25 protein-coding genes are annotated in these 24,310 nt (G+C 64.5%); 7 read left to right on the top strand and 18 right to left on the bottom strand.

The window, feature by feature from the left end; all coding sequences use genetic code 11:
* Positions 1–2: 2 nt before the first annotated feature.
* The gene (locus tag B2W55_RS26555) at positions 3–1,283 is read right to left on the bottom strand and encodes a multidrug effflux MFS transporter (protein ID WP_024580065.1); all 1,281 of its coding nucleotides are present in this window, start codon (positions 1,281–1,283) and stop codon (positions 3–5) included.
* 275 nt (positions 1,284–1,558) lie between these two features.
* A complete protein-coding gene (locus B2W55_RS26550; protein ID WP_024580066.1) occupies positions 1,559–3,388 on the bottom strand; it encodes an aminopeptidase P family protein in 1,830 nt (609 codons plus the stop codon).
* A gap of 190 nt (positions 3,389–3,578) precedes the next feature.
* On the opposite strand from B2W55_RS26550, the gene B2W55_RS26545 reads away from it, so the two are divergent.
* A complete protein-coding gene (locus B2W55_RS26545) occupies positions 3,579–3,767 on the top strand; it encodes a hypothetical protein (RefSeq protein ID WP_024580067.1) in 189 nt (62 codons plus the stop codon).
* A 5-nt stretch (positions 3,768–3,772) separates the two neighbouring features.
* Here the strand turns inward: B2W55_RS26545 and B2W55_RS26540 are convergent, their stop codons facing one another.
* Both B2W55_RS26540 and B2W55_RS26535 read right to left on the bottom strand, forming a co-directional pair.
* On the bottom strand, positions 3,773–4,279 hold the full coding sequence (locus tag B2W55_RS26540) for a hypothetical protein (protein WP_024580068.1): 507 nt from the start codon (positions 4,277–4,279) through the stop codon (positions 3,773–3,775).
* Positions 4,276–5,160, bottom strand: coding sequence for a 50S ribosomal protein L11 methyltransferase (locus B2W55_RS26535; protein WP_024580069.1), 885 nt, complete (start codon positions 5,158–5,160; stop codon positions 4,276–4,278). The genes B2W55_RS26540 and B2W55_RS26535 overlap by 4 nt, the downstream gene beginning before the upstream one ends.
* A gap of 168 nt (positions 5,161–5,328) precedes the next feature.
* On the opposite strand from B2W55_RS26535, the gene B2W55_RS26530 reads away from it, so the two are divergent.
* Positions 5,329–5,493 (top strand): Flp family type IVb pilin, encoded by a 165-nt coding sequence (locus B2W55_RS26530; protein ID WP_024580070.1) that lies wholly within the window; start codon positions 5,329–5,331, stop codon positions 5,491–5,493.
* A gap of 256 nt (positions 5,494–5,749) precedes the next feature.
* Here the strand turns inward: B2W55_RS26530 and B2W55_RS26525 are convergent, their stop codons facing one another.
* On the bottom strand, positions 5,750–7,351 hold the full coding sequence (locus tag B2W55_RS26525) for a phytoene desaturase family protein (protein WP_024580071.1): 1,602 nt from the start codon (positions 7,349–7,351) through the stop codon (positions 5,750–5,752).
* A 177-nt stretch (positions 7,352–7,528) separates the two neighbouring features.
* Here B2W55_RS26525 and B2W55_RS26520 point away from each other — a divergent pair, with 177 nt between their 5' ends.
* Positions 7,529–9,793, top strand: coding sequence for a spermidine synthase (locus tag B2W55_RS26520; RefSeq protein WP_024580072.1), 2,265 nt, complete (start codon positions 7,529–7,531; stop codon positions 9,791–9,793).
* Between the two features lie 166 nt (positions 9,794–9,959).
* Here B2W55_RS26520 and B2W55_RS26515 read toward each other — a convergent pair whose 3' ends face one another.
* From B2W55_RS26515 to B2W55_RS26505, 3 genes are all read right to left on the bottom strand, one after another.
* Positions 9,960–10,832, bottom strand: a complete 873-nt coding sequence (locus B2W55_RS26515; RefSeq protein ID WP_080891116.1) for a M23 family metallopeptidase — start codon at positions 10,830–10,832, stop codon at positions 9,960–9,962.
* A complete protein-coding gene (locus B2W55_RS26510; RefSeq protein ID WP_145987253.1) occupies positions 10,829–11,929 on the bottom strand; it encodes a hypothetical protein in 1,101 nt (366 codons plus the stop codon). Before B2W55_RS26510 ends, B2W55_RS26515 begins: the two co-directional genes overlap by 4 nt.
* Positions 11,930–12,020: 91 nt before the next feature.
* Positions 12,021–12,599, bottom strand: coding sequence for a TetR/AcrR family transcriptional regulator (locus B2W55_RS26505; RefSeq protein WP_024580075.1), 579 nt, complete (start codon positions 12,597–12,599; stop codon positions 12,021–12,023).
* A gap of 138 nt (positions 12,600–12,737) precedes the next feature.
* On the opposite strand from B2W55_RS26505, the gene B2W55_RS26500 reads away from it, so the two are divergent.
* Positions 12,738–13,295, top strand: coding sequence for a DUF308 domain-containing protein (locus tag B2W55_RS26500; RefSeq protein ID WP_024580076.1), 558 nt, complete (start codon positions 12,738–12,740; stop codon positions 13,293–13,295).
* A gap of 144 nt (positions 13,296–13,439) precedes the next feature.
* On the opposite strand, the gene B2W55_RS26495 is transcribed toward B2W55_RS26500, so the two are convergent.
* Positions 13,440–14,276, bottom strand: coding sequence for an alpha/beta fold hydrolase (locus B2W55_RS26495; RefSeq protein ID WP_024580077.1), 837 nt, complete (start codon positions 14,274–14,276; stop codon positions 13,440–13,442).
* A 268-nt stretch (positions 14,277–14,544) separates the two neighbouring features.
* Here B2W55_RS26495 and B2W55_RS26490 point away from each other — a divergent pair, with 268 nt between their 5' ends.
* Positions 14,545–15,834 carry a hypothetical protein gene (locus B2W55_RS26490; protein WP_244442158.1) on the top strand — a complete coding sequence of 430 codons (1,290 nt, stop codon included), beginning with the start codon at positions 14,545–14,547 and terminating at the stop codon, positions 15,832–15,834.
* Positions 15,835–15,846: 12 nt separating this feature from the next.
* Here B2W55_RS26490 and B2W55_RS26485 read toward each other — a convergent pair whose 3' ends face one another.
* A complete protein-coding gene (locus tag B2W55_RS26485; RefSeq protein ID WP_024580079.1) occupies positions 15,847–16,626 on the bottom strand; it encodes a L,D-transpeptidase in 780 nt (259 codons plus the stop codon).
* A gap of 281 nt (positions 16,627–16,907) precedes the next feature.
* Between B2W55_RS26485 and B2W55_RS26480 the strand changes: the two genes are divergently transcribed.
* The gene (locus B2W55_RS26480; protein WP_024580080.1) at positions 16,908–17,237 is read left to right on the top strand and encodes a hypothetical protein; all 330 of its coding nucleotides are present in this window, start codon (positions 16,908–16,910) and stop codon (positions 17,235–17,237) included.
* Positions 17,238–17,297: 60 nt separating this feature from the next.
* Here B2W55_RS26480 and B2W55_RS26475 read toward each other — a convergent pair whose 3' ends face one another.
* The 7 genes from B2W55_RS26475 to B2W55_RS26445 form a co-directional block, all read right to left on the bottom strand.
* Positions 17,298–18,059, bottom strand: a complete 762-nt coding sequence (locus B2W55_RS26475) for an ABC transporter permease (protein WP_024580081.1) — start codon at positions 18,057–18,059, stop codon at positions 17,298–17,300.
* Positions 18,056–18,979, bottom strand: coding sequence for an ABC transporter ATP-binding protein (locus B2W55_RS26470; RefSeq protein ID WP_024580082.1), 924 nt, complete (start codon positions 18,977–18,979; stop codon positions 18,056–18,058). Before B2W55_RS26470 ends, B2W55_RS26475 begins: the two co-directional genes overlap by 4 nt.
* A 126-nt stretch (positions 18,980–19,105) precedes the next feature.
* Entirely contained in the window at positions 19,106–19,396 is a 291-nt protein-coding gene (locus B2W55_RS26465; protein WP_024580083.1) for a type II toxin-antitoxin system HicB family antitoxin, read from the bottom strand.
* Between the two features lie 8 nt (positions 19,397–19,404).
* Positions 19,405–19,599: a type II toxin-antitoxin system HicA family toxin gene (locus tag B2W55_RS26460; RefSeq protein ID WP_024580084.1), complete on the bottom strand. Its 195-nt coding sequence runs from the start codon at positions 19,597–19,599 to the stop codon at positions 19,405–19,407.
* Positions 19,600–19,677: 78 nt separating this feature from the next.
* Positions 19,678–20,358: an OmpA family protein gene (locus B2W55_RS26455; protein WP_024580085.1), complete on the bottom strand. Its 681-nt coding sequence runs from the start codon at positions 20,356–20,358 to the stop codon at positions 19,678–19,680.
* Entirely contained in the window at positions 20,355–20,768 is a 414-nt protein-coding gene (locus B2W55_RS26450) for a hypothetical protein (RefSeq protein WP_024580086.1), read from the bottom strand. The genes B2W55_RS26455 and B2W55_RS26450 overlap by 4 nt, the downstream gene beginning before the upstream one ends.
* A gap of 63 nt (positions 20,769–20,831) precedes the next feature.
* A complete protein-coding gene (locus tag B2W55_RS26445) occupies positions 20,832–23,345 on the bottom strand; it encodes an ATP-dependent helicase (RefSeq protein ID WP_024580087.1) in 2,514 nt (837 codons plus the stop codon).
* Between the two features lie 281 nt (positions 23,346–23,626).
* Between B2W55_RS26445 and B2W55_RS26440 the strand changes: the two genes are divergently transcribed.
* Positions 23,627–23,800, top strand: coding sequence for a DUF1328 domain-containing protein (locus tag B2W55_RS26440; RefSeq protein ID WP_024580088.1), 174 nt, complete (start codon positions 23,627–23,629; stop codon positions 23,798–23,800).
* 54 nt (positions 23,801–23,854) lie between these two features.
* Here the strand turns inward: B2W55_RS26440 and B2W55_RS26435 are convergent.
* Positions 23,855–24,310, bottom strand: a 456-nt coding sequence (locus B2W55_RS26435; protein ID WP_291532306.1) for a thioesterase family protein, incomplete at its 5' end; no start/stop codon positions are given.

The following is a 24,310-nucleotide window of genomic DNA, read 5'->3' as shown; positions in this document are numbered from 1 at the left end:
CCTCACATCATCCCCTGCTCATCCTCCTCAACCTGTGCGATCAGCGCTTCGCTGACCACAACATTGCGCCGCGGCACGACGAAGATCATGGTGCAGGCGCAGGCGATCGAGATCGCGAAGATCGCTGCGGTCAGCGGCAGCGTGGTGGTGGAGTGGCCGCCGAGATAGGCGCCGAACTGCGAGATCAGCGAGCCGATGCCCTGTTGCAGGAAGCCCATGGCACCGGAGGCGGTGCCCGCGGCCTCGGGGCGGATGCTGATGGCGCCGGCGGCGGAATTGGCCATCACGAAGGCATTGGCGACCATCACGATCATCTGGGTGCCGAACAGCCAGAGCGGTGCCTGGTTCAGCCCGGCGAAACTCCAGACCAGGTTCAGCAGGCTGCCGCCGACCTGTAGCGCGAGACCGAACCAGATCAGCTTCTCGAGGGAGTGCCGCGGCGAGAAGCGCACGCAGAGCAGGTTGCCGATGAAATAGCCGAACCCGGTCATCGCGAACCACGCGCCATACTCGGCGCTGCTGCGGCCCATCTGGGTCACCACGATATAGGGGCCGCCGCCGGCGAAGGCGAAGATGATCTGTGACGCCAGCACCTGGCACAGCAGATAGCCGACGAAGGCGCGGCTCCGCAGCAGTCTGCCGAGGTCGCCGCGAAAGCTGGAGCTGTCGGCGCGGTCGCGCCGCGTCTCGGGCAGCGCCAGCGCGATGAAGATGGTGACGGTCAGCGACGCCGCGGTGATGAGATAGAGGATCGCGCGCCAGCCGAATGCGGTCTCCAGCAGGCCGCCGGTCAGCGGGCTCACCATCTGCGCGATCATCAGCGCAGCCACGACCAGGCTGATCATCGCGCCGACCCGTTCGCGCGGATAGAGATCGCGGATGATGGCGCGGCTGATCACCATGCCGCTGGCGCCGCCGAGCGCCTGGAAGAAGCGCGCCGCGATCAGCTGCGGCAGGGTCTCGGCGAACACCGAGCCGATGCCCGCCACGACCATCAGGCCGAGGCCCGCGAGCAGCACCGGCCGGCGGCCGAACTTGTCGGACAGCGGGCCCATGATGAGTTGCGACAGCGCAATGCCGACCATGTAGAGCGACACGGTCATCTGCGCGATCGAGATGTCGCGGCCGAAATCGGTCGCCAACACCGGCAGTGCCGGAACCAGCATGTAGAGCGAGATCGGCGCGACGCCCGTCATCACGACGAGCATCAGCAGCATGACCTTCGATGTCGCGATGTTGTTGTCTTGTGCCGCGCCGGGCGGCTTGCCCATCACGCCGTGCATTCAGGTCCGTTTCCGCATTGTGAAACGACTGTAGCGTGCTCCCTCGCGCGGAATACGGGTGTTTCGGCATACGCCCATGCGGTTCGGGAAGAGGCGGCCGTGATGTTTCGCCTCGCGCAACAACGCAGCGTGAGCCGCGAAATTCCGCCGTCGTCCTCCGCGAAAGCGGGGGACCCAGTATTCCAGAGGCGGTTGTGCTTCACTGAGGAGCCGCGGCGTACTGGCTCCCCCGCTTTCGCGGGGGATGACGCCGAATGTGGGGAGCGATGTGCCGCCTACTTCAGCTCCGCCGTCGCCTCGTCGAGCCACAGCTTGGTGGCGTTGTCGTCGAGCTGCGGACGCACGGTGCGTGCGACGCGGGCGTGGTAGTCGTTGAGCCAGGCCAGTTCGTCCGCGCTTAGCATGGCCACCTCGATCAGGCGGCGGTCGATCGGCGCCAGCGTCAGCGTCTCGAAGGCGTTGACCGGCTTCTCGGCGCCGGCAATGTCGGTGCCGATCACGAGCTCCAGGTTCTCGATCCGGATGCCATAGGCGTCGGTCTTGTAGTAGCCGGGCTCGTTGGACAGGATCATGCCGCGTTTCAGCGGCGTGGTGCCGAGCTTGGAAATCCGCGCCGGCCCTTCATGGACGCTGAGATAGCTGCCGACGCCGTGGCCGGTGCCGTGCTCGAAATCGATCCCGGCCTGCCAGAGATACTGCCGCGCCAGGGTGTCGAGCTGCGCGCCGGTGGTGCCGTCGGGGAAGATCGCGCGGGCGATCGCGATGTGGCCGCGCAGCACGCGGGTGAAGCGGTCGCGCATCTCGTCGGTCGGCTGGCCGATCGCGATGGTGCGAGTGACGTCGGTGGTGCCGTCCTGATATTGCGCGCCGGAATCGATCAGCAGGAGGTCGCCGGGTTCGATGCGGCGGTTGCTCTTCCGCGTCACGCGGTAGTGCACGATGGCCCCGTTCGGGCCGGTACCGGCGATGGTTGGGAACGAGACGTCCTTCAGCGCGCCGGTCTGGCGGCGGAACGTCTCCAGTGCCTCGACGGTGTCGATCTCGGTGAGGTGGCCCGCCGGCGCCTCGCGGTCGATCCAGGCGAGGAAGCGCGTCAATGCCACCGCATCGCGCCGATGCGCGGTGCGGGTGCCCTCGATCTCGGTGAGGTTCTTGACCGCCTTGAGCAGGCTGACCGGATCGTTGCCGCGCACCGGCTTGCCCCCGGCGCCCGCGATCAGTCGGCTCAGGGCATCGGCCGCGGTCGCGTTGTCGAGCGCGATCGAGGCACCGCGCTTGGCGAGCTCGGTGAGCTTCGGCGTCAGCGCCGCGGGCTCCTCGACGTCGGCGGATTGCTCGAGATGGTCGCGCACGGAGTTGGACAGCTTGCGATGGTCGATGAACACCAGCGGCCGGCCTTCCTTCGGCACCAGCGCATAGGACAGAGGCAGCGGCGTGTGCGAGACGTCGGCGCCGCGGATGTTGAAGGTCCAGGCCACCGCGTGGCTGTCGGAGAGCACCAGCGCATCGACGCCGAGCTTGTTGATCTCGAGCCGGATGCGCTTCAGCTTCTCGGCCTCGATCTCGCCGGAGAATTGCGCGCCGTGGATCGAAACCGGGCCGAGCGGCGGGGCCGGCCGTTCGTGCCAGACCGCATCGACCGGGTTGCCTTCGACCGCGACCAGCTCGGCGCCGGCCTTGGCGCAGGCCGCCGCCAGCCGTTCGGCTGCCGCAGAAGTGTGCAGCCAGGGGTCAAATCCTAGGCGGTCGCCGGCCGAAAGGTGCCGGGTCAGCCAGTGCTCCGGCGGCGGTTCGACCAGCGACTCGATCTGCCAAGCCTTGCGGTCGACCTGCTTGCCGGCCTGCAGCGTGTAGCGGCCGTCGACGAACAGGGCGGCTTCCTTGCTCAGCACGATCGCGAGCCCGGCCGATCCGGTGAAGCCGGTCAGCCAGGCGAGCCGTTCCTCGGAGGCTGCGACATACTCGTTCTGCTGCTGGTCGGCGCGGGGAACCACGAATCCCGTCAGTTTGCGCCGCGCCAGTTCTTCGCGTAGCGCGCTCAGCCGTGCAGTCAGCGCCACGCCGCCTTCGGGCTCTTCGAACGTCTGGAAATGGGCTTCGAACATCGCCTTCGCACTCTCTTCAGGTGGAGCATGATCGTCGCGCCGGCGCGGCAAGGCATGCCCATATTTTTGGCATAACTTATGCTTGAATCATGGCATAGTCGAACTGACCGGACGATGTCCACTGCACGTCCCGGTCAAGCGTATGGGGAGCGTCCAGGAGTGTCTCAACTCAACGGTGAGGAGATGCACGATGCCTGCATTCACGTTTGAGAAGATCTCGCCGCCGATTCCCCGCGGCCCGGTCGCGCCGGTCGAGCAGAAGCAGCGTGGCGTCATCGTCCAGATGCTCGACCGTCTCGTCGAGGCGCGTACGCGGCGGATGATGGCCGCTTCGGACAAGATCGAGACCTCCGGCCGCGATTCCACCGCTCCCAGATAATCTGCTTACGGCTCCAGGTCGGACGCCTTCGCCACGGTCACGTTGACGACCCTGGTGCCCTCGAGTTCGCGCACGATCCGCTCGTCTGGGCCGACGATGCCGAGATCGAATTCCCGCTCACGCGTCAGCAGCGTCATGCGCTGACCGACGATGACGACGACGGTCATGTCGAGGGCTTCGCCGGACAGCACCCATTCGCGCAGTTCGTCGCGAAACGGCGCCTTGCGCCAGGCGTCGGGAAAACCCGGATCGCATCTGACCTCGAGGCCGTCGTCCGACGTGGTCAGAACGAGCTTCGATCGGGAAGGCTTCCAGTGCTCCTCCAGCAGTTCGTTGACCAGCCAGACGCAGCTGAACGCGCCGCATTCCTCCGGCCGATCCGGATAGATGCGACAGCCTCGGCCCGGCTTGCAGTGCGGACACCATGTGCTGGCGGGCTTCGCCAGTTGCTCGATCGCCATCACCTTGCAGCAGAGCGTGCAGTCGCCGCACTGTCTGCCGGGGAGCGTCATTTCACGCGACGTAACAGCAGGCTGCTCCAGCCTTCGATCTTGAGATGCCGCAGCGGCACCAGCCCGCGGGCGCGGTAGGCGGCGATCACCGCAGGCGCCTGGTGGGTCAGCAGCCCGGAGAGGATGACCTGCGCCGACGAGGCGAGGTGGCGCGCCATCGGCCCGGACAGGTGCCGCAGCGGGTTGGCGAGGATGTTGGCGAGCACCAGATCGAACGGCCCGTCTTCGGCGAAGCGCGGCGAAGCGAAGCCGGTGGCGCAGATCACGTCCACCAGATGCCCCGCGCCATTCAGCCGGGCGTTCTCCTGGGCAACCTGCACCGACGGCGGGTCGATGTCGCTGGCCAGCACCTTGCCATGCAGGGCCTTGGCGGCGGCGATCCCCAGCACGCCGGTTCCGGTGCCAAGATCAAGCACGCGCCGGGGCTGATAGGCCTTCAGCACGTGGTCGAGCAGCAGCAGGCAGCCGCGCGTGGTGCCGTGATGGCCGGTGCCGAAGGCGAGCGCCGCCTCGATCTCGATGCCGAGCTTGTTGGGCGGTATCCGGTGCCGATCGTGTTGGCCATGGACGATGAAGCGGCCGGCGGCGACCGGGACCAGATCCTCGAGGCTGGCCTTGACCCAGTCCTTCGCCTCGATCGTGTCAAAGACTATAGTCGACGCGACATCCTGCCGCGTGGCCTGCCCGACCAGCTCGCGCAGCAGGTTTTGCTCCGGCGGCTCCGCGAAATGGACGGTGACGTCCCAGCGACCGTCTGGCCGCTCGAACGCCGCATAGGCTGCCTGATCCTCGAAAAACGCCTCGGAAAGCGCGTCAACCACGCGTTTTGCGGTCGCTTCGTCGGGCAGGGTTACGCTGGCGCGGTGTGTGGAGGGGGTCATCGCAGGCGGGTAGCGCGGTTTTTGTTAAAATTTCAAGCCAGATTCCATTGAATATCGCGAGAATTGATAGGTTCCCGATTCAGGCAACTTTAGATTTCACCGTAGTAGTACTAGTTCCGGAACCGGAACATGCCGGTCCAGGGCATCACAAACTAAGGCAGGGCTGCAATGAAGACTTTTATGGTTAGGTTTTTGCAAGATGAATCCGGGGCAACGGCCATCGAATACGGACTGATTGCCACCGGAATTGCCATCGCCATCATCGCTGCGGTGAATGGCGTCGGCACGGCGCTGAGCACGACCTTCAACTCGGTGAGCAGCTCACTGAAGTAATTGCTCAGGCGGCGGTCTCAAATGGAACACCGGGCGACGATGTCGTCCGGTGTTTTCTTTTGTCCGGGTCGTCCACAGGTTCGCACGCAACTTGCCAACAGGGATATGCCAAGCGTCGTCCCCAGCTTGTCAGCCGCTGCTGCACAGCAACTCCACCGGATCTCCACCGGCTTACACGCCACCCGCACCAACTCTGTCCACTGCCGATCCACAGCTTCTCAACAGGCTTGACCACAGTGCGCCGCGAACGTCCAGGTTACGCGAACAGCCTGCGATGATCCGCCAGGATCGCCCGCGCGGCATTGTGGCCGGGCGCGCCGGTGACGCCGCCGCCGGGATGGGCTCCGGAACCGCAATGGTAGAGCCCCGGCAGCGGCCCGCGATAATCCGCGTGGCCGAGCATCGGCCGTGCCGAGAACAACTGGTTCAGCGTCAGCGCGCCGTGGAAGATATCACCGCCGACGAGGCCGAACTGCCGCTCGAGGTCGAGCGGCGACAGGATCTGGCGGCCCACCACGCTGGCGGCGAAGCCGGGGGCATAGCGGTCGACGGTTGCGATCATCAGATCGGCGACTTCGTCGCGATGCTCGTCCCAGGATTTGCCGTCGGGCAGTTGCGGTGCGACGTGCTGGCAGAACAGGCTCGCGACGTGCCGGCCCGGCGGGCTCAGGCTGTCGTCGAGCGTCGAGGGGATCAGCACCTCGACCACAGGTGCGCGGCTCCAGCCGAATTCGCGCGCATCGCGCCAGGCGCGATCCATGTAGCCGAGACTTGGCGCGATGATGATGCCCGCGGTGAGATGATCGCCGGGACCGGGCAGCGCGGTGAACGAGGGCAGGGTGTCAAGCGCGACGTTCATTCTGAACGTGCCGGAGCCGTTCTGCCATCGTGAGATGCGCGCGCGGAATTCGCCGGTCAATGCGTCCTCCGGCACCAGGCGCGTGTAGAGCAGCTTGGGATTGACGTTGGAGACGACATATTTGGCGCGAACCGTCTCGCCGGTGTCGAGGATGACACCGATCGCGCGATCCTTCTCGACGATCACCTCGCGGACGCCGGCATCGGTCTCGATCTCGACGCCGTGGCTGCGCGCGGCATGCGCCATCGCCTGGGTGATCGCGCCCATGCCGCCGATCGCGTGACCCCAGACGCCTTTCTTGCCGTTCACCTCGCCGAACGCATGATGCAGCATCACATAGGCCGAGCCCGCCGCGTAGGGGCTGGCATAATTGCCGACGATGGCGTCGAAGCCGAACAGCGCCTTGACGAGATCGCTCTCGAAGCGCTCGTCGAGAATCTCGCCGGCCGAGCGCGTGAACAGGTCGAGCAGATTGCGCTGCTGCTCCAGCGACAGCCGCCGCAGGATGTTGGCGGTGCCAAGCGCGTTGAAGGCTTCGCTCATCGCACCGAGGCCAAAGCCCTCGACGAGGTTCGGCGGCGCGCGCAGCACGAACTGGCGCAGCACGTCGGCGATGGCTTCGAGTTCCGCCGAGAACGCGCCGATCGCGGCGGCATCGCGCGGGCTCAGTTTCGCGACCGACTGCTGGGTGCGACCCTCGCCGGTCAGCAGGTAACTGCCGTCCGGCGCGGGAAGGAAGTTCTGCGCGCGGCGCTCGACGATCCGCAAGCCGTGGTCGGCAAGTTTCAGGTCAGAAATGATTTGCGGGTTGAGCAGGCTCACCGTGTAGGCGGCGACCGAATTGCGGAAGCCCGGACAGAATTCTTCGGTGACGGCGGCGCCGCCGACCACTTTGCGGCGCTCGACGACCTTCACCCGCAGCCCCGCCATCGCAAGATAGGCTGCGCAGGTGAGGCCGTTATGCCCGGCACCGATGATGACGACGTCTGCTTCGTTCATGTCAGCTTCAACAAGCAGTGATTAGAGCGTGCTGTGGGGCCAACACGCCGCGTCGTCAAGTCCACGTGACCTTGGTTTCTTGTCCGTGATACTGCCGTATGCTCAATTCAAGTCACCGGTGCGGTGCTGCCGGGCCGTCCGCCTCCGGCGCCCGCCGGGTCCATTGCCGGAGCCTTCATGACGTCTGAGCCGTCCGCCTCGCGAAACCGGCTGGTGCTGGTTGTCTACACGACCGCGATCTTCGTCAGCGCCTTGCTGCTGTTCTCGGTGCAGCCGCTGTTCACCAAGATGGTGCTGCCGCGGCTCGGCGGCTCGCCGGCGGTGTGGTCGGTGGCGATGGTGTTCTTCCAGTCGCTGCTGCTCGCAGGCTACGCCTATGCGCATGTCCTGATGAAGCTGAACAGCCGCGTCATGCCGGTCGTGGTGCATCTGGTGGTGCTGGCCATCGCCATCCTGACATTGCCGCTGGCGATCCGCAGCGGCTGGGGCGAGCCGCCGACCTCGGGTTATGCGGTCTGGCTGCTCGGCCTGTTCGCGGTCTCGATCGGCCTGCCGTTCTTCGCGCTCGCCGCCAACAATCCGCTGTTGCAGGCCTGGTTCGTGCGGACCGGCCATCCCAACGGTCCCGATCCGTATTTTCTCTACGCATCCTCCAACATCGGCAGCTTCCTGGCGCTGCTGTCCTATCCGGTGCTGCTGGAGCCGATGTTCACCCTGCGCACCCAGAACCTGATCTGGACCGGGGGTTACGGTCTCCTGATCATCCTGATCGCGGGCTGTGGTGTGCTGCTGTTGCGGTCGCCGACCGGTGCCGCCGCACTGAATATGCAGGTCGACGATGCCGACGCGCCGGCGCCGACCTGGGGCGTGCGCGCGCGCTGGATCTTCCTGGCCGCGGTGCCGTCGGGGCTCCTGATCGCAGTGACCGCGCATATCTCGACCGACGTCGCGGCGGCGCCCCTATTGTGGGTGCTGCCGCTGTCGCTATATCTCTTGACCTGGGTGCTGGTGTTCCAGTCGCGGCCGCTGCTGCCGCACAAATGGATGCTGCTGGCGCAGCCGCTGGCGATTGCCGGCGTCGTCATCCTGCTCGCAGTCGGCGGCGAGCAGAACCTGCTGCTGACGCTCGGCGGCCATCAGCTCTGCTTCTTCATCATCGCGATGGCCTGTCATGGCGAGCTCGCGCGCACCCGTCCGGCCGCGAAATATCTCACCGGCTTCTACGTCGCGCTGTCGTTCGGCGGCATGGTCGGCGGGCTGTTCGCAGGGCTGATCGCGCCGTTCACCTTCTCATGGGTCGCCGAATATCCGATCCTGCTGGCGCTCGCGGCGTTGTGCCGTCCGCCCGGCGGCGCCGAGCGGCTGCCGCGCTGGAGCGCGTGGTACTGGCCGTTCCTTGCGGTGCTGGCGGTGGCGCTGATCGCGCCGAGCTATTCGGCCGGCGACATCTTCAACTGGTTCGACGACCACCGGGTCTGGGTGATCGGCGCGGTCGGCGTGATCTCGGCGCTGCTCGCGCTGGCGCTGAACGCCAATCGCTGGAAGATCTTCGCAACCGTCGTCGTCGCGCTGGTGGTGCTGCGCGCCTATCCGTCGGACGACGGTCGCGTCGAAACCGTGCGCAGCTTCTTCGGCGTGCACAAGATCGTGGTGACGCCGAACGGGCAGTATCACGTGCTGATGCACGGCACCACGATCCACGGCGCCGAGAAGTTCAAGAACGACGACGGTACGCCGGTCACCGGACGGCCGGAGCCGATCAGCTACTACCACAAGGATGGCGGGATCGGGCGGGCGATCACCGCGATCCGCGAGCGCAAGGGCGCGCCGCTGAAAGTCGCCGTCATCGGGCTCGGCTCCGGCACGCTGACCTGCGCGTCGGCGCCCGGTGAGGACTGGAAATTCTTCGAGATCGACCAGTCGATGGTCGACACCGCGCGCGACCCGAAGTATTTCACCTACATCCAGAACTGCGAGCCGGACCTCAAGCCGGTGATCGGCGACGCGCGGCTCACCTTCGCCAAGGAGCCGGACGGGATCTACGATCTCATCATCGTCGACGCCTATTCGTCGGATGCGATCCCGATCCATCTCGCGACCGAGGAGGCGATGGCGATCTACAAGGCGAAGCTGGCGCCGCAGGGCGCGGTCGTGATGCACGTCTCCAACCGCCATCTCGAATTGGCCAGCGTCGTGGTCGGGATCGCGGACGCCAACGAGATGAAGAGCTGGGTCTACAGCGAGGATTCCGGCCGCGACAACGAATACATCTTCTCGACCTCGGTCGTGGTCTCCGCGCGCGAGGATGCCGACGTCGGCAAGCTCGCGTCGTCGGATGTCTGGACCGAGACCGACGTCGACGAGAAGCAGCGGGTCTGGACCGACGATTATTCCAACGTGCTGGGCGCGGTCTACCGGCGTCTGCGCGACGGCGAGCAGTAGGATGAACGACAATGGCGCACACAATTCGTGCGCCGAACGTCGTTGCCGCTTTCGCAGCGGTGATGCTAGCGCGTTTTCGAACGAACCGGATACCGGTCCGGGCGAATAAACGTGTCAACCAAGAATTTGGAGCGACGCTCCGATTCCATCGAGACGGAAAAGCGCTCTAGTCCCACCGAGACGACAATCGTCGAATCTCCGACCTGTCGCCGAAGCGATCCGCGAATGAGCCGGCCTCATCATCGGGCAAATACGGAGCGGGCGGCGCGCCTTGGGGCGAGCCGGGTCCTCGCACGCCTTGCTGCCGCAGATAATCCTCGATCATGCCAGGCAGTCCACGGGGCGCGGTCGCCGGACCATCGGACGACGCCGGTCGCCAGTCGCCGAAGCGTTCGGCGAACGACGTCCCGCGATCCGGTTCAGACAGTCCGAATTGATGCAGCGGAGAAGCGGAAACGAGCGGACCACGGCGGCTACCGAAAGCCAGGGCGTCGTTCGTATCATTCGGTCCGATCATTGCGCGGCCTGCCGCCAGCGTCTCATTCGGGTAGTGGATAGCCGTATCGAACGTGTCCGGATTTTCGGTGCGCGGCTTGTTGACACTGAACCCGATTTCCCCGGTACCTCCGCGCCTTCTGAGCGCTTTCTCCTCCTTCTCGCTCATCGACGTAATAATCGAATAGTGCAGATGGTTTCCCGTCGAAAATCTACCCGTGCTGCCGACATTGCCAATAATGTCACCAGGCCAGATCCGATCGCCCATGCGCGCTTGGGAGGGCTCATCCATGTGCGCATAAAGCCCGTAGCCGTTCGTCGTCTTCACGATGACCGTGTTTCCGTAACCTGCATTGAATCCCGAATAAACGACTTCGCCGGGGGTCTGAGCCGGAATGGGCGTTCCCCGCGGCGCGCGGTAGTCGACGCCAGAGTGGAATGTTTCCTCGTGCGTGACGGGATGTATCCGCGGCGCATAATCGGAGTTCCGCTTGAACGGTCGCGGCGGCCTTGGAGGAACGTAGGAACGATATCGATCAGTCATTTAATCACCTTGGTTAAATCCACGAGCATACCCTGCTTGCATTTATAAGTGCTGGCGCTGCCTTCGCTGGATACGCATTCTGGTTGATTTTCATCGTCCCACGTCAGGATCGACCGCTTTCCAGATGGGGACACAGCGATCTGAAATGACCAGCGGCCGGTCTTGATCGGAAACACCTGACGCGCGAGAAGTCTGGAATCGGCGCTTCTGATCTCGGCGGCGTATTCCTTCGAGAGAAGGATCGAGTCGTCGACCCGCACCGGCGGCTTGCCCAAGGGGATGATCGTGCCCACAATTCCTTGCCCACCGATCGAGATGGACTCAATTCGCGGCCGCGCGAGGCATTTTTTTCCGGCGATGCTACACTTGAGAATGGATCCCGGCGGTTGCTCTGTTTCCATAAAGAGTGTCAGTGTTCGTTGATCGTCTTCGAACCAACCGTCCTTGACCCATCCGATATCTGATTTCGTCATCGAGGCGATATTCACGCCATCGCGGTCCAGAATGTCGACGGACGTCGGATAGACGACGGCGATCCTTGAGCCATTCGCGCTCCATTTGATCCACTCAGGCGGCTGCGTCTTGCCTACCGTCCGCTTGTCCTTGACCAGAATAACCCTGAGCTGGGGTGCCTGCGGCTTTAGTTCGAGCGGACCGGAGCTCGCGACGCTCTTAAAATCCGGGGAGAACGCTATTGCGCGATCATTCGACGCAATCCATTGACTGTTGCCGCTCGCAATATCAACCATGAACACATGCCGTCCATGGATGTTGATCAACTGCCGGCCGTCGCTGCTACATTGGTATGGATTGCCAGGCGAAATCGCTACTGCCGCGATCTTGGTGCCGGCCTCATAGGCATTCACCGCTCCGTTTTCGTCGAGCAGGTATCGGTCATGTTGGCCGCACCAGCCGTTGAAAACCGCCTTCGAAAATGGGGTGTGTGGCAGCGATTCAAATGTCGGCACGAGCGCGCGGGGCGGCGACTGACGGCTCTCTTGGGCATCGGCAGGATCGGCTGAAGCCGGCGGCACAAACACTGTCAAGCAGGCGACGAGACACGCAGCGCGCAGCACTTGAGGAAACGAACCGGGCATCAAAAGCAACACCAACGGAAGGAAGAAAGACAGAATAGAACAAATCAAGAACAATGTCAAGGCTCCCTGAAGATGCAGATCTGATTGGCTGCTAGCTGTCCGGTGCCAGCAGCTTCCCGATCTGCGGTTTGACGATGGCGGCAAACGCGGCGGGATCGTCGAACGCCCGCGCTGAGAGCATCGCTCCATGGACCGATGCCATCAGCATCTGGGCCTCCTCTTCCGGCCGCTTGTCCAGCCGGAGCAGCCGCTGCTCTGCGCCAGCTTGCAGCACCGACGTCAGCCATCCCGCGAGATCATGGAAATGGGCGCGGACGCGAGTTGCCACCTCTTCTGGCAGCATCGGCATCTCGCCGGCAAGCATCGCGCAGACACAGACGGGCAGCGTGGCATCCTGGATGCACGCCTGCCAGAAGTTCACGTAAGACCGCAGGTGGTCGGCCGGCGCTGGAGACTGCGCCTGGAGGGCTTTCAAGCCCAACGCTGTCTGCTGCCGGTAGCGATCCACCAGTGCGGCCACCAGCTCGGCCTTGGTCGGGAAGTGGTGATGGATGCTCGCCTTCCGGATGCCGACGGCATCTGCGATGTCGGCATAGCTGAACCCATTGTAGCCGCCCGCGACGATGAGGGCCTGCGCGACGTCGAGGATCTGTTCCGAGGTCGAGTTCATATCGGCGCCTACCTTCCGATAGGTAAGCCTGTCAAGGCAAGCATCGCTCTTCAAGCTGACACAACAAGGTGTTCGAGCGCCCAATTGACCCCGTGCAATCTACCTACTAGTAGGTAGATGGCATAAAGGAGTCAATCAATGCAAAGCCTGCTTGCCGCCCAGTCCACCTGGCTGCGGTCCTACTACGTCTCGCGCGCCGTCTTTTCGATCGCCTGGGTTGCTGCCGCCGTTCTGCTGAGCGCGCAACCCACCCCCGTGGCGTTCTTGCTGGTGATCTATCCGGCATGGGATGCCATCGCCAATCTGGCTGACGCCCGGGTGAACGGAGGGCTGTGGGACAATCCATCCCAGGCCCTCAATGTGGTGGTCAGCACGATCACGACGCTTGCCGTGATCGTTGCGATCGGCCGCGACGGCTATGCCGTTCTGGCCGTGTTCGGGGTTTGGGCGATCCTTGCGGGCGTGCTGCAACTGGTCACCGGCGTCAGGCGCTGGCGTGACTATGGCGCGCAATGGGCGATGATCCTGAGTGGCGCGCAGTCGGCACTCGCGGGCGGCTACATGATCAGCCGATCGATCGGCACCGTTGCGCCGACGATCCTGGACGTCGCTCCCTATGCGGGCTTCGGCGCGTTCTATTTCCTGCTGTCCGCGATCTGGCTCGTTGCCTTCGCCGATCGCAACGCACGCGCCTAAAGCATGATCCGGAAAAGCGCGAAGCGGTTTTCCGAAAAGATCATGCGCAAACAAGAAGGCCAAGCGAGATGACGATTCAACCTCGTCTCATCTCGCTTTGGTCGATCCTGCGTCGGGGAGCGTCAGCTCCCCTCAATGCGGCAACTACTTCTTCTCGGACGGCTGCGCGTTCGCCGAGGCGGCGAGCAGTGGCATGGTCGGCGTTCTGTCACCCTCATCCTCGTCGAGGAACTGCTCGACGCCGGCCTGGATCGACGACTTCGCGCTGTCGGGGCCGCGGTCGCTGAGATCGTTGTGGTGGAATTCGGTCCGGACCACCTTGATGCCGAGCCGCGCGCAGGTCTCGTCGTCGGGCACGACGCCCGGATCCGCTTTGAACACCGGATCCTTGGAACGGAACGAGAGGATCTTGATCCTGCCGTCGGTGATGAAGGGGACGCGCAGATTGTCCAGCGTCACGACCTTCTTGACCAGGTCGGGATGCTGCTTGGCGAAGAACATCGAGATGTCGCCGCCATTGGAGTGGCCGATCAATGTCAGCTGGCGGTAGTTGGCGTTGGGATAGCGTTTCTTGAGCTCATCGATCGCATACATGATGTTGAACACACCGCGATTGTACTGCATGCGGCGGCCGACATATTCCTCGCCGACTTTCGTCACCATCGGCGCGTCGGTGTCGAGATCATGCTGGATGCTGACCACGAGGTAGCCGCGCGATGCGAAGACGTTGGTGAGGAACGAGTACTCGGTGTTCCTGACGGTGTTGCCGTGGCTCAGGATCGCGACCGGCAGCTCGATCATGTCGGCGGCCGCCTGCATTTGCCGGTCGCGACGGACTGCGACCTCGACCGTGACGTTGCGATCGTCGCGCAGCACGTCGTGGAAGGTCAGCGTCGTGTGACTGATGGCCCATCTGTCCGTGGTGAAGTAGCCGGCCATCGCCACCATGCACAGGCAAAGGACAATGATGCCCCGTTTCATTTCGACCTCTGATCTTGCGTACGTGACCCGCGCTCTGGGCCTGATTTCACCGGCCATTCCGCGTGAATCGGCCTTCCGAGGCCATGCGGGCGCTTTTGCCGCCGAATATCGGGCTAGTTTTACAATCCGATGACAGCGCGGCGACGAGCCACGGCGCATGCTTGCGCGGTCCCGTCGAGCCGGTCACAAGCAGGTGAGCAGGTTTGCCAAAACGGTGATGAATGACCGGCCGGGACACACTAGGGTGAAACCGCCGGGAGGCTGTGCAATGCCGGGATGGCGTGTCTCGATCGCGATGGTGGTTGCCATGACGCTGCAAAATTCGGCCGCGGCAGAGGATGTGCTGTCCGGCGCCAGTCTCGCTCGCGACGTGGCGCGCTATGCCTCGTTCGGCCTGCACCGCTTCGGCTCGCCGGGCGACCGCGCCACCACCGACTGGATCGCCCGCGAATTGCAAGCCGCGGGGTTTCGCGTCGAGTTCCAGCCGGTCGTGCTCGGCCGGCAATATGCGGTGGAGCGCGCGACGGCGGAGGTCGGCGGCGCAAGGGTTGACGCCACGCCGTTCTGGTGGCCGCCGGAGGCGAGCAGCAGTTTTCGCCTGACCGCGCCGCTGGTGCGTGACGGTGATGCCGCCGGCAAGATCCTCTGGATCACGCTGCCGTTCGATCGTGGCGCCTATCTCGGCGAGGCTCATCGCGCGGCAATCGCGCAGGCCGCTGCCCGTGGGCCTGCGGCGATCCTCCTGATGATCGACAATCCCGCCGAAGAGCGCTTCGCCTACAACGTCACGCAGGACGACAAGCCCTGGCCGGTCCCGGCGGTGGTGGTGGCCGGCAAGCAAAGGGACCTGTTCGAGCGCGCGGTCGCATCGGGTCTCCCGGTGACCTTCGACGTCAGCGGGCGCTATGACACCAACGTCTCGGGCCGCAACGTGGTGGCGCGGATCGGCGAGGGAAGCGGCCCGGCGATCGTGGTCTCGACGCCGCTGACCGGCTGGTACGATTGTGTCTGCGAGCGCGGGCCGGGCATCGCCAATTTCCTGGCGCTCGCCCGCACCGTCGCCGCGCAAAAATGGCCGGGCCAGTACGTCTTCGTGGCGACCGTCGGCCACGAGATCGGCCATGGCGGCATGGAGCTGTTCCTCAAGCACGGTGCGCCGCCGCCCAAAGACACTTTGGCCTGGGTCCATTTCGGCTCGTCGAACGCATGCTACGCCTTCACCGAGGGCGCGCAGGGCACGGTCAAGACCGCTCGGGTCGACAGCGAACGCGTGCTGGTGCTGAGCCCGTCAATGGCGGCGCTGGCCGGCGAGACGATGGGCGCCATCGAGGCGAAGCGGATGGTGGCGGAGAAGGAGGCCGTCGGCGAATTGCGCGACGTGCGCGCGGCGGGCTATCCGAACTTCATCGGGCTTGCCGGACGGCATCACAGCTTTCATACGCCGGCCGATGATCTCGCCTCGACCGGCCCGGAAATACTCGAGCCGGTGGCACGCGCCTTCGTCGACGCGGTGCGCAAGGTCTCCGAACGCGGTGTGCACGCGTTCGGATCACCATGACGGTCGGATCACTCAGTCCTGATAGCTGTTGCCGTAGAAGCTGCGCTGCTGCTGGTAGTACGGCCGCGGCTGATAATAGCCCTGCGGGGCCGGCGCGTAGCCCTGGTTACCGTACTGGCCGTAGCCCTGCGCATCGTAGACGCGGCGGCTCGACGGCGGCGCCGGATAACGCCGGTCGGTCGAGCTGCCGTCGGCCGGATAGATGTAGCCGTCGTCGGCGCGAGCCTGCGCCGGATATTCGCGCGGCTGCGGGGTCAGGACGACGGGGTCGCCGGCCGCCGCGGTGCCGTACTGCTCGTCCTGCGGTGCGCGGCGGGCGACTGCGGTGCCGTTGCGCCCGCGCGGATTGCGCGCCAACGCGACCTGGGACGAGCCGGTCAGCGTCACCGTGGTGTTGAGCACGCCTTCCTTCTGGACCAGTGCGTAGAGCGTCGAGGCGTTGTCGCGCGACAGCCGCACGCAGCCATGCGAGGCCGGCGTGCCGAGACGGCCCACGGAGTCGGTGCCGTGGATCGCGTGTCCGATCTTGGTGAAGAAGATCGAGTGCGGCATCGGCGCGTCGTCGAATTCCTTGGAGTAGTGATCCTCTTCCATGCGGAAGGCGCGGAAGCTGCCGTTCGGCGTTTCGCGCGAGGGGATGCCGGTCGAGACCGGCCAGTGATAACGCGCGACGCCGTCGACCGCGACGGTCATCTGCTGGTTATCCTTGTCGACGGTGATATCGACCTTGGCCTGCGCGGCGCCGGCCGCGAACAGCATCACGGAAGTGAACGCAATAAGGAACGAACGCATTTTACCTTTGGCCTCCGGGCCCAATCGCAGCGGCTCGCCGTCCCCGGCAACCAATATGCACGGAATCCGAATTTGGTTCCAGTCGCGGACCCACGCATCGTTAATCCCGCGCGCGGCGCAAACAAGGCCGAAGCCGGGCTGGGCCGTCACGGAGCGCTGACTTTTTCGCGAGCAGGGTGCGACGGCGGTCCGCATCAGCCGACAACGCAACCATTTGGCGGCATGGGCGTTTCACAATCCCGCCCCGGCGACGCGACCGCGTCGCGCTTGAAGGAACCAAGATGAACAACACCCAGGTTAAGATCGCGGCCGTCATCCCAGCCGGCCTCTCCGCGCGGCTCCTGCTTGCGACCGCTGGCCTCGCATTGGCGTTGGCCGCTGTTCCCCACGCCGGCCATGCCCAGGGCATCGTCCGCGGAGCCCATGAGGGCGCTTATGAGGGGAACCGGGTCGCCGGCCCGGTGGGCGGCGTGGTTGGCGGCGCCGTCGGCGCCGGCGTCGGTGGCGCCATGGGTGCGGTCAAGGGCGTGTTCGGCATCCCGGATCGCGGCTATCGCCGCGGCCACCGCTGCCGCGGCTATTATCGCCACGGCCATTTCCACTGCTACTGATCGGGATCGTCATTCCGGGTCCGCGCTCAGGCGCGCCCCGGAATGACCTGCCTTCGCAAATCAGTTCTTTAGCCGATATCCCGTTCGGAAGATCCACGCCACGATCACCATGCAGGCGATCAGGAACGCTGCGGTCATGCCGAGGCTGAGCCCGACGCTGACGTCGGCGATCTCGTAGAAGCTCCAGCGGAAGCCGGAGATCAGGTAGACCACCGGATTGAACAGGGTGATGGTGCGCCAGCCTGACGGCAGCATGTTCACCGAGTAGAAGCTGCCGCCGAGGAAGGTCAGCGGCGTCACCACCAGCATCGGGATCATTTGCAGCTTTTCGAAGCCGTCGGCCCAGATGCCGATGATGAAGCCGAACAGGCTGAAGGTGACGGCCGTCAGCACCAGGAAGGTCAGCATCCAGATCGGATGCTGGATATGTAGCGGCACGAACAGTCCGGCGGTCGCCAGGATGATCAGGCCGAGGATGATCGACTTGGTCGCGGCGGCCCCGACATAGCCGATCACGATCTCGAAATAGGAGATCGGCGCCGACAGGATCTCGTAGATCGTGCCGGCGAATTTCGGGAAGTAGATGCCGAACGAGGCGTTGGAGATGCTCTGCGTCAGCACTGACAGCATCACGAGACCTGGCACGATGAAGGTGCCGTAGCTGACGCCCTCGACCTCGGTGATGCGCGAACCGATCGCGGCGCCGAACACCACGAAATACAGCGACGTCGAGACGACCGGCGAGACGATGCTCTGTAGCAGCGTGCGCCAGGTGCGCGCCATTTCGAACAGATAGATCGCCCGGATTGCGCGGGTGTTCATGGCGCCCTCACGATGCTGACGAAGATGTCTTCGAGGGAGCTCTGTCTTGTATCCAGATCCGAGATGCGGATGCCCGCATTGCGCAGATCGTTGAGCAGGCTGGTGATCCCGGTGCGATCGCCCTTGGTGTCGTAGTCATAGGTCACGGTGCGGCCATCGTCCGACAGTTCGAGGTTGTAGGCGGCCAGCTCGGCCGGGATGGCGTCGAGCTTGTTCTGCAATTGCAACGTCAGCTCTTTCTTGCCGAGCTTCTGCATCAAGGTCGCCTTGTCCTCGATCAGGATGATCTCGCCCTTATTGATGACGCCGATGCGGTCGGCCATCTCCTCGGCTTCCTCGATGTAGTGCGTGGTCAGGATGATGGTGACGCCGGACGCCTGTAGCGTGCGCACCACTTCCCACATGCCCTTGCGCAATTCGACGTCGACGCCTGCGGTCGGCTCGTCGAGGAACAGGATCTCCGGCTCGTGCGACAGCGCCTTCGCGATCATCACGCGCCGCTTCATGCCGCCCGACAGCGTGATGATCTTGTTGTCCTTCTTGTCCCACAGCGACAGGTCGCGCAGCACCTTCTCGACATAGGCGGGGTTCTTCGGCTTGCCGAACAGGCCGCGGCTGAAGCTGACGGTGGCCCACACCGATTCGAACGCGTCGGTGTGCAGTTCCTGGGGAACCAGTCCGATCATCGAGCGCGCCGCGCGATAATCCCTGATGATGTCGTGGCCGCCGATCTTGATCGTGCCCTGGCTCGGATTGGCGATGCCGCAGATGATGCTGATCAGCGTGGTCTTGCCGGCGCCGTTCGGCCCGAGCAGCGCGAAGATCTCGCCGCGATTGATGTCCAGATTGATGCCCTTCAGCGCCTTGAAGCCGGAGCCATAGGTCTTCGAAAGATTGGATACGGAAATGATCGGCGACATGGAGGATCGGAAGCGTGAGAAAAGGGAGCACGCGCGCGGATTGCGGCCCGGGCGGCGGCCAGATGCGGGGTCAACCGCAGATAGGGACGCATATTCCGTTCTGCAATCACCCGGCCGGGCAGAAATCTATTCCGCGGCGTGCGCTCGGACGGGCAGTTCGACCAAGGCGACCATGTAGGACTTCAGGTCGTCAGCAACCTCAGGGTCGGCCCTCAGTTCAGTCAATGTTCGGGGAGGTGGCAGTTCCTGCCCATCGCTCTTCAACCCCTCAGCATAGAGCTCCAGCGCCTCAGGCGCATTGCGCAAAGCTTCGTCGATATCATCGCCGGCCGATGTACAGCCGGGAAGATCCGGAAACCAAACGCCCACGGCGTAGTCCGGTCCAGCGTCCTCGATGATGGCAACGTAGTGGGGCAAAGGGGACCTCAATCGGGCTTCCAGCCCGCCCCCTTATAAATGGCACGCACCAAGCCTTTTCCCAAGTCCTTCTTGGGGTGCGGAATGACCAAGGTTTCCCCTGACATGGCACTCTTGAAGACGTGGTGAGAGCCGGTAACCCGAACGAGGCTCCATCCTTCCCGTTCCAAGCGTCGGATGATGTCGCGGCTGTTGGTCAACATGACGATTTCCAGAACCAAGCAATCCGGACAACATGCCCCGGGTAGCACCGCGTTAAGTGAGCTCGGATTGGCCTTCGTCTAACGCTTCTTCATTGATTTCGGCGGCTTCTTGGCCGCCGCCGGGGCAGGGTGTGCGGGCGGTGCGGTATCGGCGAGCTTGCCGACCAGCATGATCTGCAACTGGTTGTTGGCAGGCGCATTGGGACGGGCGGGGTCGAGCAATTGCTCCTCGCCAAGCCCGACCGATTGCAGGCGCTTCGGCGTGATCTTGAAGGTGTTGACCAGGATGTCGCGGATCGCGTCGGCCCGCCGCTGGCTCAGCAGCGCGTTGTTTTCACGCCGGCCGGTCGATTCGATGTGGCCGACGATCAGGAAAGTGTAGGGCAATAGCGACGACTGGGTCAGCGCGTCGGCGATGCGTCCGACGGTCTGATAGGAATCCGGCAGCACGATCGGCGTGTCGACGTCGAACTGGATGTCGGCATTGAACGTCGGGAGGCTGGTCAGGTCGGGCGCGATCGGCGGCCGCTTTTGCGGCGGCGGCTCGTTCTTCGATCGCAACCGCGATCGTTCGAGCACTTGCTGGCGCAATGCGGGGACGTCGACCGTTGCATCCGTCTCGTAGTGATCCAGCTTGGCGATGATGTCGTCGCGCGTGATCGCGGTCTGTGCGCGCGCGGGCGCAAGCGGCATCGCCAGCAGCACCAGCGTGCCGAGCACGCCGAGATCGCGCAAACCCCGCGGCGACGCGCGCATCATTGATACCCCGCGTCATTGATCGCCTGGCTGCAATTGCGGCTGAGGCCCTTGGCGGCGACCAGGCAGGGCACCGATTTGCTGGTCTCCTTGGTCGAGCCGCCGCACACCTTGACGATCTCGCGGGTGCAGGCGTTGGCAACGGTCACGCGCGCCGCGATCCGCTTCTGGATCGCATCGAGGGTGGAGAAGTAGCTCTCCTTACAGGTCGGCGAGATCACGTCGCGGTTGCGCGACAGGCATTCCTTGAGGCGGTTGGAGTCGAGGTTGACGCCGCGGCAGTTGGCGGTGATGTCGGCGCCGCAGGCCTTGGCGAGCTGGGCCGCGGAATCGCCAAAGCTCATCGTCTCCGCGACCGCCAGCGACGGCGCAGTGAGCGCGATGACAAAAAGGAAAAAACCTCCCCGGACCATGCAGCCATCTCAACCCGTGAATTCAATTGGGGTCAAGGGCTACGAACAGCGAAGGCTGTTCTGTCACGCCCGCTCCACAAAGCTGTCGACGACCTTCTTCTCGCCGGCCTTCTCGAAGGCGATGGTCAGCTTGTTGCCGTCGATCTTCACCACATGGCCGTAGCCGAATTTCTGGTGAAACACCCGATCGTCCAGCGAAAATTCCGACGTCGTGCCGGTGGACTTCGCCACCAGCTCGCCCTCGATCACCATTGGGCCGCGCTTGTTGCGGCTGAAGCTATCCGAGGAAAACGACGACTGCCGCTCCTCGAATCCGCCGCTACGGCCGCCGCCACCGCGATTGCGGTTGGCCTGGGCGCGCTGCCAGCCCGGGGTCGAATAGCTCGAGCCGAATGATTCGAGGTTGTCGAAGCGCGAGGCACCGTAGCCGCCGCTGCCGCCCCAGCCCGATCCGCCCTTGGATTCGGTGATCTCGACATTGTGCGCCGGCAACTCGTCGAGGAAGCGGGAGGGGATCGTGGTCGACCAGGTGCCATGGATGCGGCGGTTGGTGGCGAAATAGATCTTGGCGCGGCGGCGGGCGCGGGTCAGGCCGACATGGGCGAGACGGCGCTCTTCCTCGAGCCCGGCGCGGCCCTGCTCGTCCAGCGTGCGCTGGCTCGGAAACAGGCCTTCCTCCCAGCCCGGCAGGAACACATTGTCGAACTCCAGGCCCTTGGCCGAATGCAGCGTCATCAGCGACACCGCCTCGTCGCCGGCCTCGCCGTCGCGGTCCATCACCAGCGAGATATGTTCGAGAAACCCTTGCAGGTTCTCGAATTCCTCCATCGAACGCACCAGTTCCTTGAGGTTGTCGAGCCGGCCCGCGGCGTCCGCCGAGCGATCCTTCTGCCACATCTCGGTATAGCCGCTCTCGTCGAGCACGATCTCGGCGAGCTCCGTGTGAGAGGTGACCTCGCGCTGGGCGCGCCAGCGGTCGAACTGCATCACGAGGTCGCGCAAGCTGCCGCGCGCCTTCGGCTTCAGCTCGTCGGTCTCGACCACGGCGCGCGCCGCCTCGAACAGCGGAATCCGGCGCTTGCGGGCGTGGTCGTGCAGCAGCTGCACGGTGGCGTCGCCGAGTCCCCGTTTGGGCACGTTGACGATACGCTCGAAGGCGAGATCGTCGGCGGGCGAATTGATGGTGCGCAAATACGCCAGCGCATCGCGGATCTCGGCGCGCTCATAGAAGCGGGGACCGCCGATCACGCGGTAGGGCAGGCCGAGCGTGACGAAGCGGTCTTCGAACTCGCGCATCTGGAACGAGGCGCGGACCAGGATGGCGACGTTGTTGAGGTTCTCGCCGGCGCGTTGCAGCTCCTCGAGCTCCTCGCCGATCGCGCGCGCTTCCTCTTCCGAATCCCAGGAGCCGGTGACGGTGACCTTCTCGCCGTCGACATCCTCGGTGCGCAGCGTCTTGCCGAGCCGGCCTTCATTGTGCGCGATCAGGTGCGAGGCCGCGGCCAGGATGTGGCCGGTGGAGCGGTAGTTGCGCTCGAGCCGGATCACCTTGGCGCCGGGGAAATCGTGGTCGAAGCGCAGGATGTTGTCGACCTCGGCGCCGCGCCAACCATAGATCGACTGGTCGTCGTCGCCGACGCAGCAGATGTTTCGCGGCGGTGCGGACGGCGGAGCCAGCGCCGGCTGCGCGGCGGCGTCTTGCTTCGCCGGTTCAGCATCGGTCGCGCCGGGAATGATTGCCGAGATCGGAGGACCCTGCCGTGCCGGCGCCTGCGACAGCAGGCGCAGCCACAGATATTGCGCGACGTTGGTGTCCTGATATTCGTCGACCAGGATAAACTTGAAGCGGCTCTGGTATTGCCGCAGCACGTCGGGGTTTTCGCGGAACAGCCGGATGTTCTCGAGCAGCAGGTCGCCGAAATCGGCGGCGTTGAGGATCTTCAGCCGCTCCTGATAGGTCGCGTAGATCTTGCCGCCCTTGCCGTTGCCGAACGAGGCGGCTTCGCCCGCCGGCACCTGCGACGGCGACAGCCCGCGATTCTTCCAGCTGTCGATCAGGCCGGCCAGCATCCGCGCCGGCCAGCGCTTGTCGTCGATGTTCTCGGCCTGCAAGAGCTGCTTCAACAGCCGCACCTGGTCGTCGACGTCGAGCACCGTGAAGTTGGACTTGAGCTGCACCAGCTCGGCATGGATGCGCAGGATGCGGCCGCCGATCGAGTGGAAGGTGCCGAGCCACGGCATGCCCTCGACCGCCTGGCCGAGCATCTGGCCGAGCCGCAGCTTCATCTCGCGCGCGGCCTTGTTGGTGAAGGTCACCGACAGGATTTCCTGTGGGCGGGCGCGGCCCTGGCTCAGGATATGCGCGATGCGCGTGGTCAAGACCCGCGTCTTGCCGGTGCCGGCGCCGGCCAGCACCAGCACGGGACCGTCGAGCGTCTCGACCGCTTCGCGCTGCTCCGGATTGAGGCCATTGAGATATTGCGGACCGGCGGCCGCCCGCGCACGCGCGGCGATGCCGCCAGCCGCGGGCTGGTGCTCGGGAACGCCGTGATGGGGCAATTTGCTCGGCTCGGTCATTGGCGAATCGTCTCGGCCCCACGATGGCACCGTGGGACGGTGAAGGGGAGCTTTCTTAGCAGGGATTGAAGGCCATATAGGGCCTGATCGGCCGTTTTGACAGGTTTTATCCCGGACCGCCGTCACGGTTTTGGCAGCAGTCCGAAGCCGGTTTGGTTCCTGAAATCGGCGAAAATTTCGCGGTTTCGCGCTCAGGAACCTGTGTTCCCACGCTGGATTGTCTCCTCGGTTATGGCGTCGGCCGAGAGCCGGCGAGAAGAAACGAGACAGAGGTTCTGAACATGTTGAGCTGGGTCGTCACCTTCCTGGTCATCGCGCTGATCGCGGGCGTTTTGGGCTTCGGCGGCATCGCCGGTGCGTCGATCGAGATCGCCAAGGCGATCTTCTTCATCGCCATCATCCTGTTCCTGGTGTCGGCGGTGGTCGGACTGGCGCGCGGCCGCACGCGGGTCTAGCGAAGCGCGATTTCATCACGCGAGCCGGCGGCCACGTCGCCTGAATGCGTGATGTTACTTCGCCGAGGGCATCGCCACGTTGCGGCCGATGCCCTCGGGACGCGGCACACCCGCATAACTCTCCGCGATGGCGCGGGTGCGGGCGCGGATATCGGGCGGAAACGGCGCCACCTTGCGCGCCTCCATATCGATGTGCAGCGTCAGGTTCTCCGAGGTCGCGGACAGCCAGCCCTCGCCGGCATGGCGCAACTCCTCGAACGTGTGCAGCCGCTTTTCGTCGGCGCCGAGCAGGAACACCGAAACCTGCACGGGATCGCCGAGATGGATTTCCCGCAGGTAGCGGACATGGCATTCGGCCGTGAAGGTCGAGCACTTCCGCTCCTTCATGTAGGCCGGTCCAATGCCGAGTTGCAGCCACATCTCGTCGATGGCGCGGTCGAACATCACATTGTAGTAGGCCATGTTGAGATGGCCGTTATAGTCGATCCATTGCGGCTCGATCTGCATCAC

The sequence above is a fragment of the Bradyrhizobium sp. UBA2491 genome, assembly GCF_002341725.1.
Taxonomy (GTDB): domain Bacteria; phylum Pseudomonadota; class Alphaproteobacteria; order Rhizobiales; family Xanthobacteraceae; genus Bradyrhizobium.
Note: the sequence above shows the minus strand (reverse complement) of the source record. Positions and strands in the feature narration are given on the sequence as shown.

What these genes read in the sequence shown, in the direction of transcription:
- B2W55_RS26555 (WP_024580065.1), bottom strand. Translation starts at nt 1,283, where the DNA reads ATGCACGGCGTGATGGGCAAGCCGCCCGGCGCGGCACAAGACAACAAC.
- B2W55_RS26550 (WP_024580066.1), bottom strand. Translation starts at nt 3,388, where the DNA reads ATGTTCGAAGCCCATTTCCAGACGTTCGAAGAGCCCGAAGGCGGCGTG.
- B2W55_RS26545 (WP_024580067.1), top strand. Translation starts at nt 3,579, where the DNA reads ATGCCTGCATTCACGTTTGAGAAGATCTCGCCGCCGATTCCCCGCGGC.
- B2W55_RS26540 (WP_024580068.1), bottom strand. Translation starts at nt 4,279, where the DNA reads ATGACGCTCCCCGGCAGACAGTGCGGCGACTGCACGCTCTGCTGCAAG.
- B2W55_RS26535 (WP_024580069.1), bottom strand. Translation starts at nt 5,160, where the DNA reads ATGACCCCCTCCACACACCGCGCCAGCGTAACCCTGCCCGACGAAGCG.
- B2W55_RS26530 (WP_024580070.1), top strand. Translation starts at nt 5,329, where the DNA reads ATGAAGACTTTTATGGTTAGGTTTTTGCAAGATGAATCCGGGGCAACG.
- B2W55_RS26525 (WP_024580071.1), bottom strand. Translation starts at nt 7,351, where the DNA reads ATGAACGAAGCAGACGTCGTCATCATCGGTGCCGGGCATAACGGCCTC.
- B2W55_RS26520 (WP_024580072.1), top strand. Translation starts at nt 7,529, where the DNA reads ATGACGTCTGAGCCGTCCGCCTCGCGAAACCGGCTGGTGCTGGTTGTC.
- B2W55_RS26515 (WP_080891116.1), bottom strand. Translation starts at nt 10,832, where the DNA reads ATGACTGATCGATATCGTTCCTACGTTCCTCCAAGGCCGCCGCGACCG.
- B2W55_RS26510 (WP_145987253.1), bottom strand. Translation starts at nt 11,929, where the DNA reads ATGCCCGGTTCGTTTCCTCAAGTGCTGCGCGCTGCGTGTCTCGTCGCC.
- B2W55_RS26505 (WP_024580075.1), bottom strand. Translation starts at nt 12,599, where the DNA reads ATGAACTCGACCTCGGAACAGATCCTCGACGTCGCGCAGGCCCTCATC.
- B2W55_RS26500 (WP_024580076.1), top strand. Translation starts at nt 12,738, where the DNA reads ATGCAAAGCCTGCTTGCCGCCCAGTCCACCTGGCTGCGGTCCTACTAC.
- B2W55_RS26495 (WP_024580077.1), bottom strand. Translation starts at nt 14,276, where the DNA reads ATGAAACGGGGCATCATTGTCCTTTGCCTGTGCATGGTGGCGATGGCC.
- B2W55_RS26490 (WP_244442158.1), top strand. Translation starts at nt 14,545, where the DNA reads ATGCCGGGATGGCGTGTCTCGATCGCGATGGTGGTTGCCATGACGCTG.
- B2W55_RS26485 (WP_024580079.1), bottom strand. Translation starts at nt 16,626, where the DNA reads ATGCGTTCGTTCCTTATTGCGTTCACTTCCGTGATGCTGTTCGCGGCC.
- B2W55_RS26480 (WP_024580080.1), top strand. Translation starts at nt 16,908, where the DNA reads ATGAACAACACCCAGGTTAAGATCGCGGCCGTCATCCCAGCCGGCCTC.
- B2W55_RS26475 (WP_024580081.1), bottom strand. Translation starts at nt 18,059, where the DNA reads ATGAACACCCGCGCAATCCGGGCGATCTATCTGTTCGAAATGGCGCGC.
- B2W55_RS26470 (WP_024580082.1), bottom strand. Translation starts at nt 18,979, where the DNA reads ATGTCGCCGATCATTTCCGTATCCAATCTTTCGAAGACCTATGGCTCC.
- B2W55_RS26460 (WP_024580084.1), bottom strand. Translation starts at nt 19,599, where the DNA reads ATGTTGACCAACAGCCGCGACATCATCCGACGCTTGGAACGGGAAGGA.
- B2W55_RS26455 (WP_024580085.1), bottom strand. Translation starts at nt 20,358, where the DNA reads ATGATGCGCGCGTCGCCGCGGGGTTTGCGCGATCTCGGCGTGCTCGGC.
- B2W55_RS26450 (WP_024580086.1), bottom strand. Translation starts at nt 20,768, where the DNA reads ATGGTCCGGGGAGGTTTTTTCCTTTTTGTCATCGCGCTCACTGCGCCG.
- B2W55_RS26445 (WP_024580087.1), bottom strand. Translation starts at nt 23,345, where the DNA reads ATGACCGAGCCGAGCAAATTGCCCCATCACGGCGTTCCCGAGCACCAG.
- B2W55_RS26440 (WP_024580088.1), top strand. Translation starts at nt 23,627, where the DNA reads ATGTTGAGCTGGGTCGTCACCTTCCTGGTCATCGCGCTGATCGCGGGC.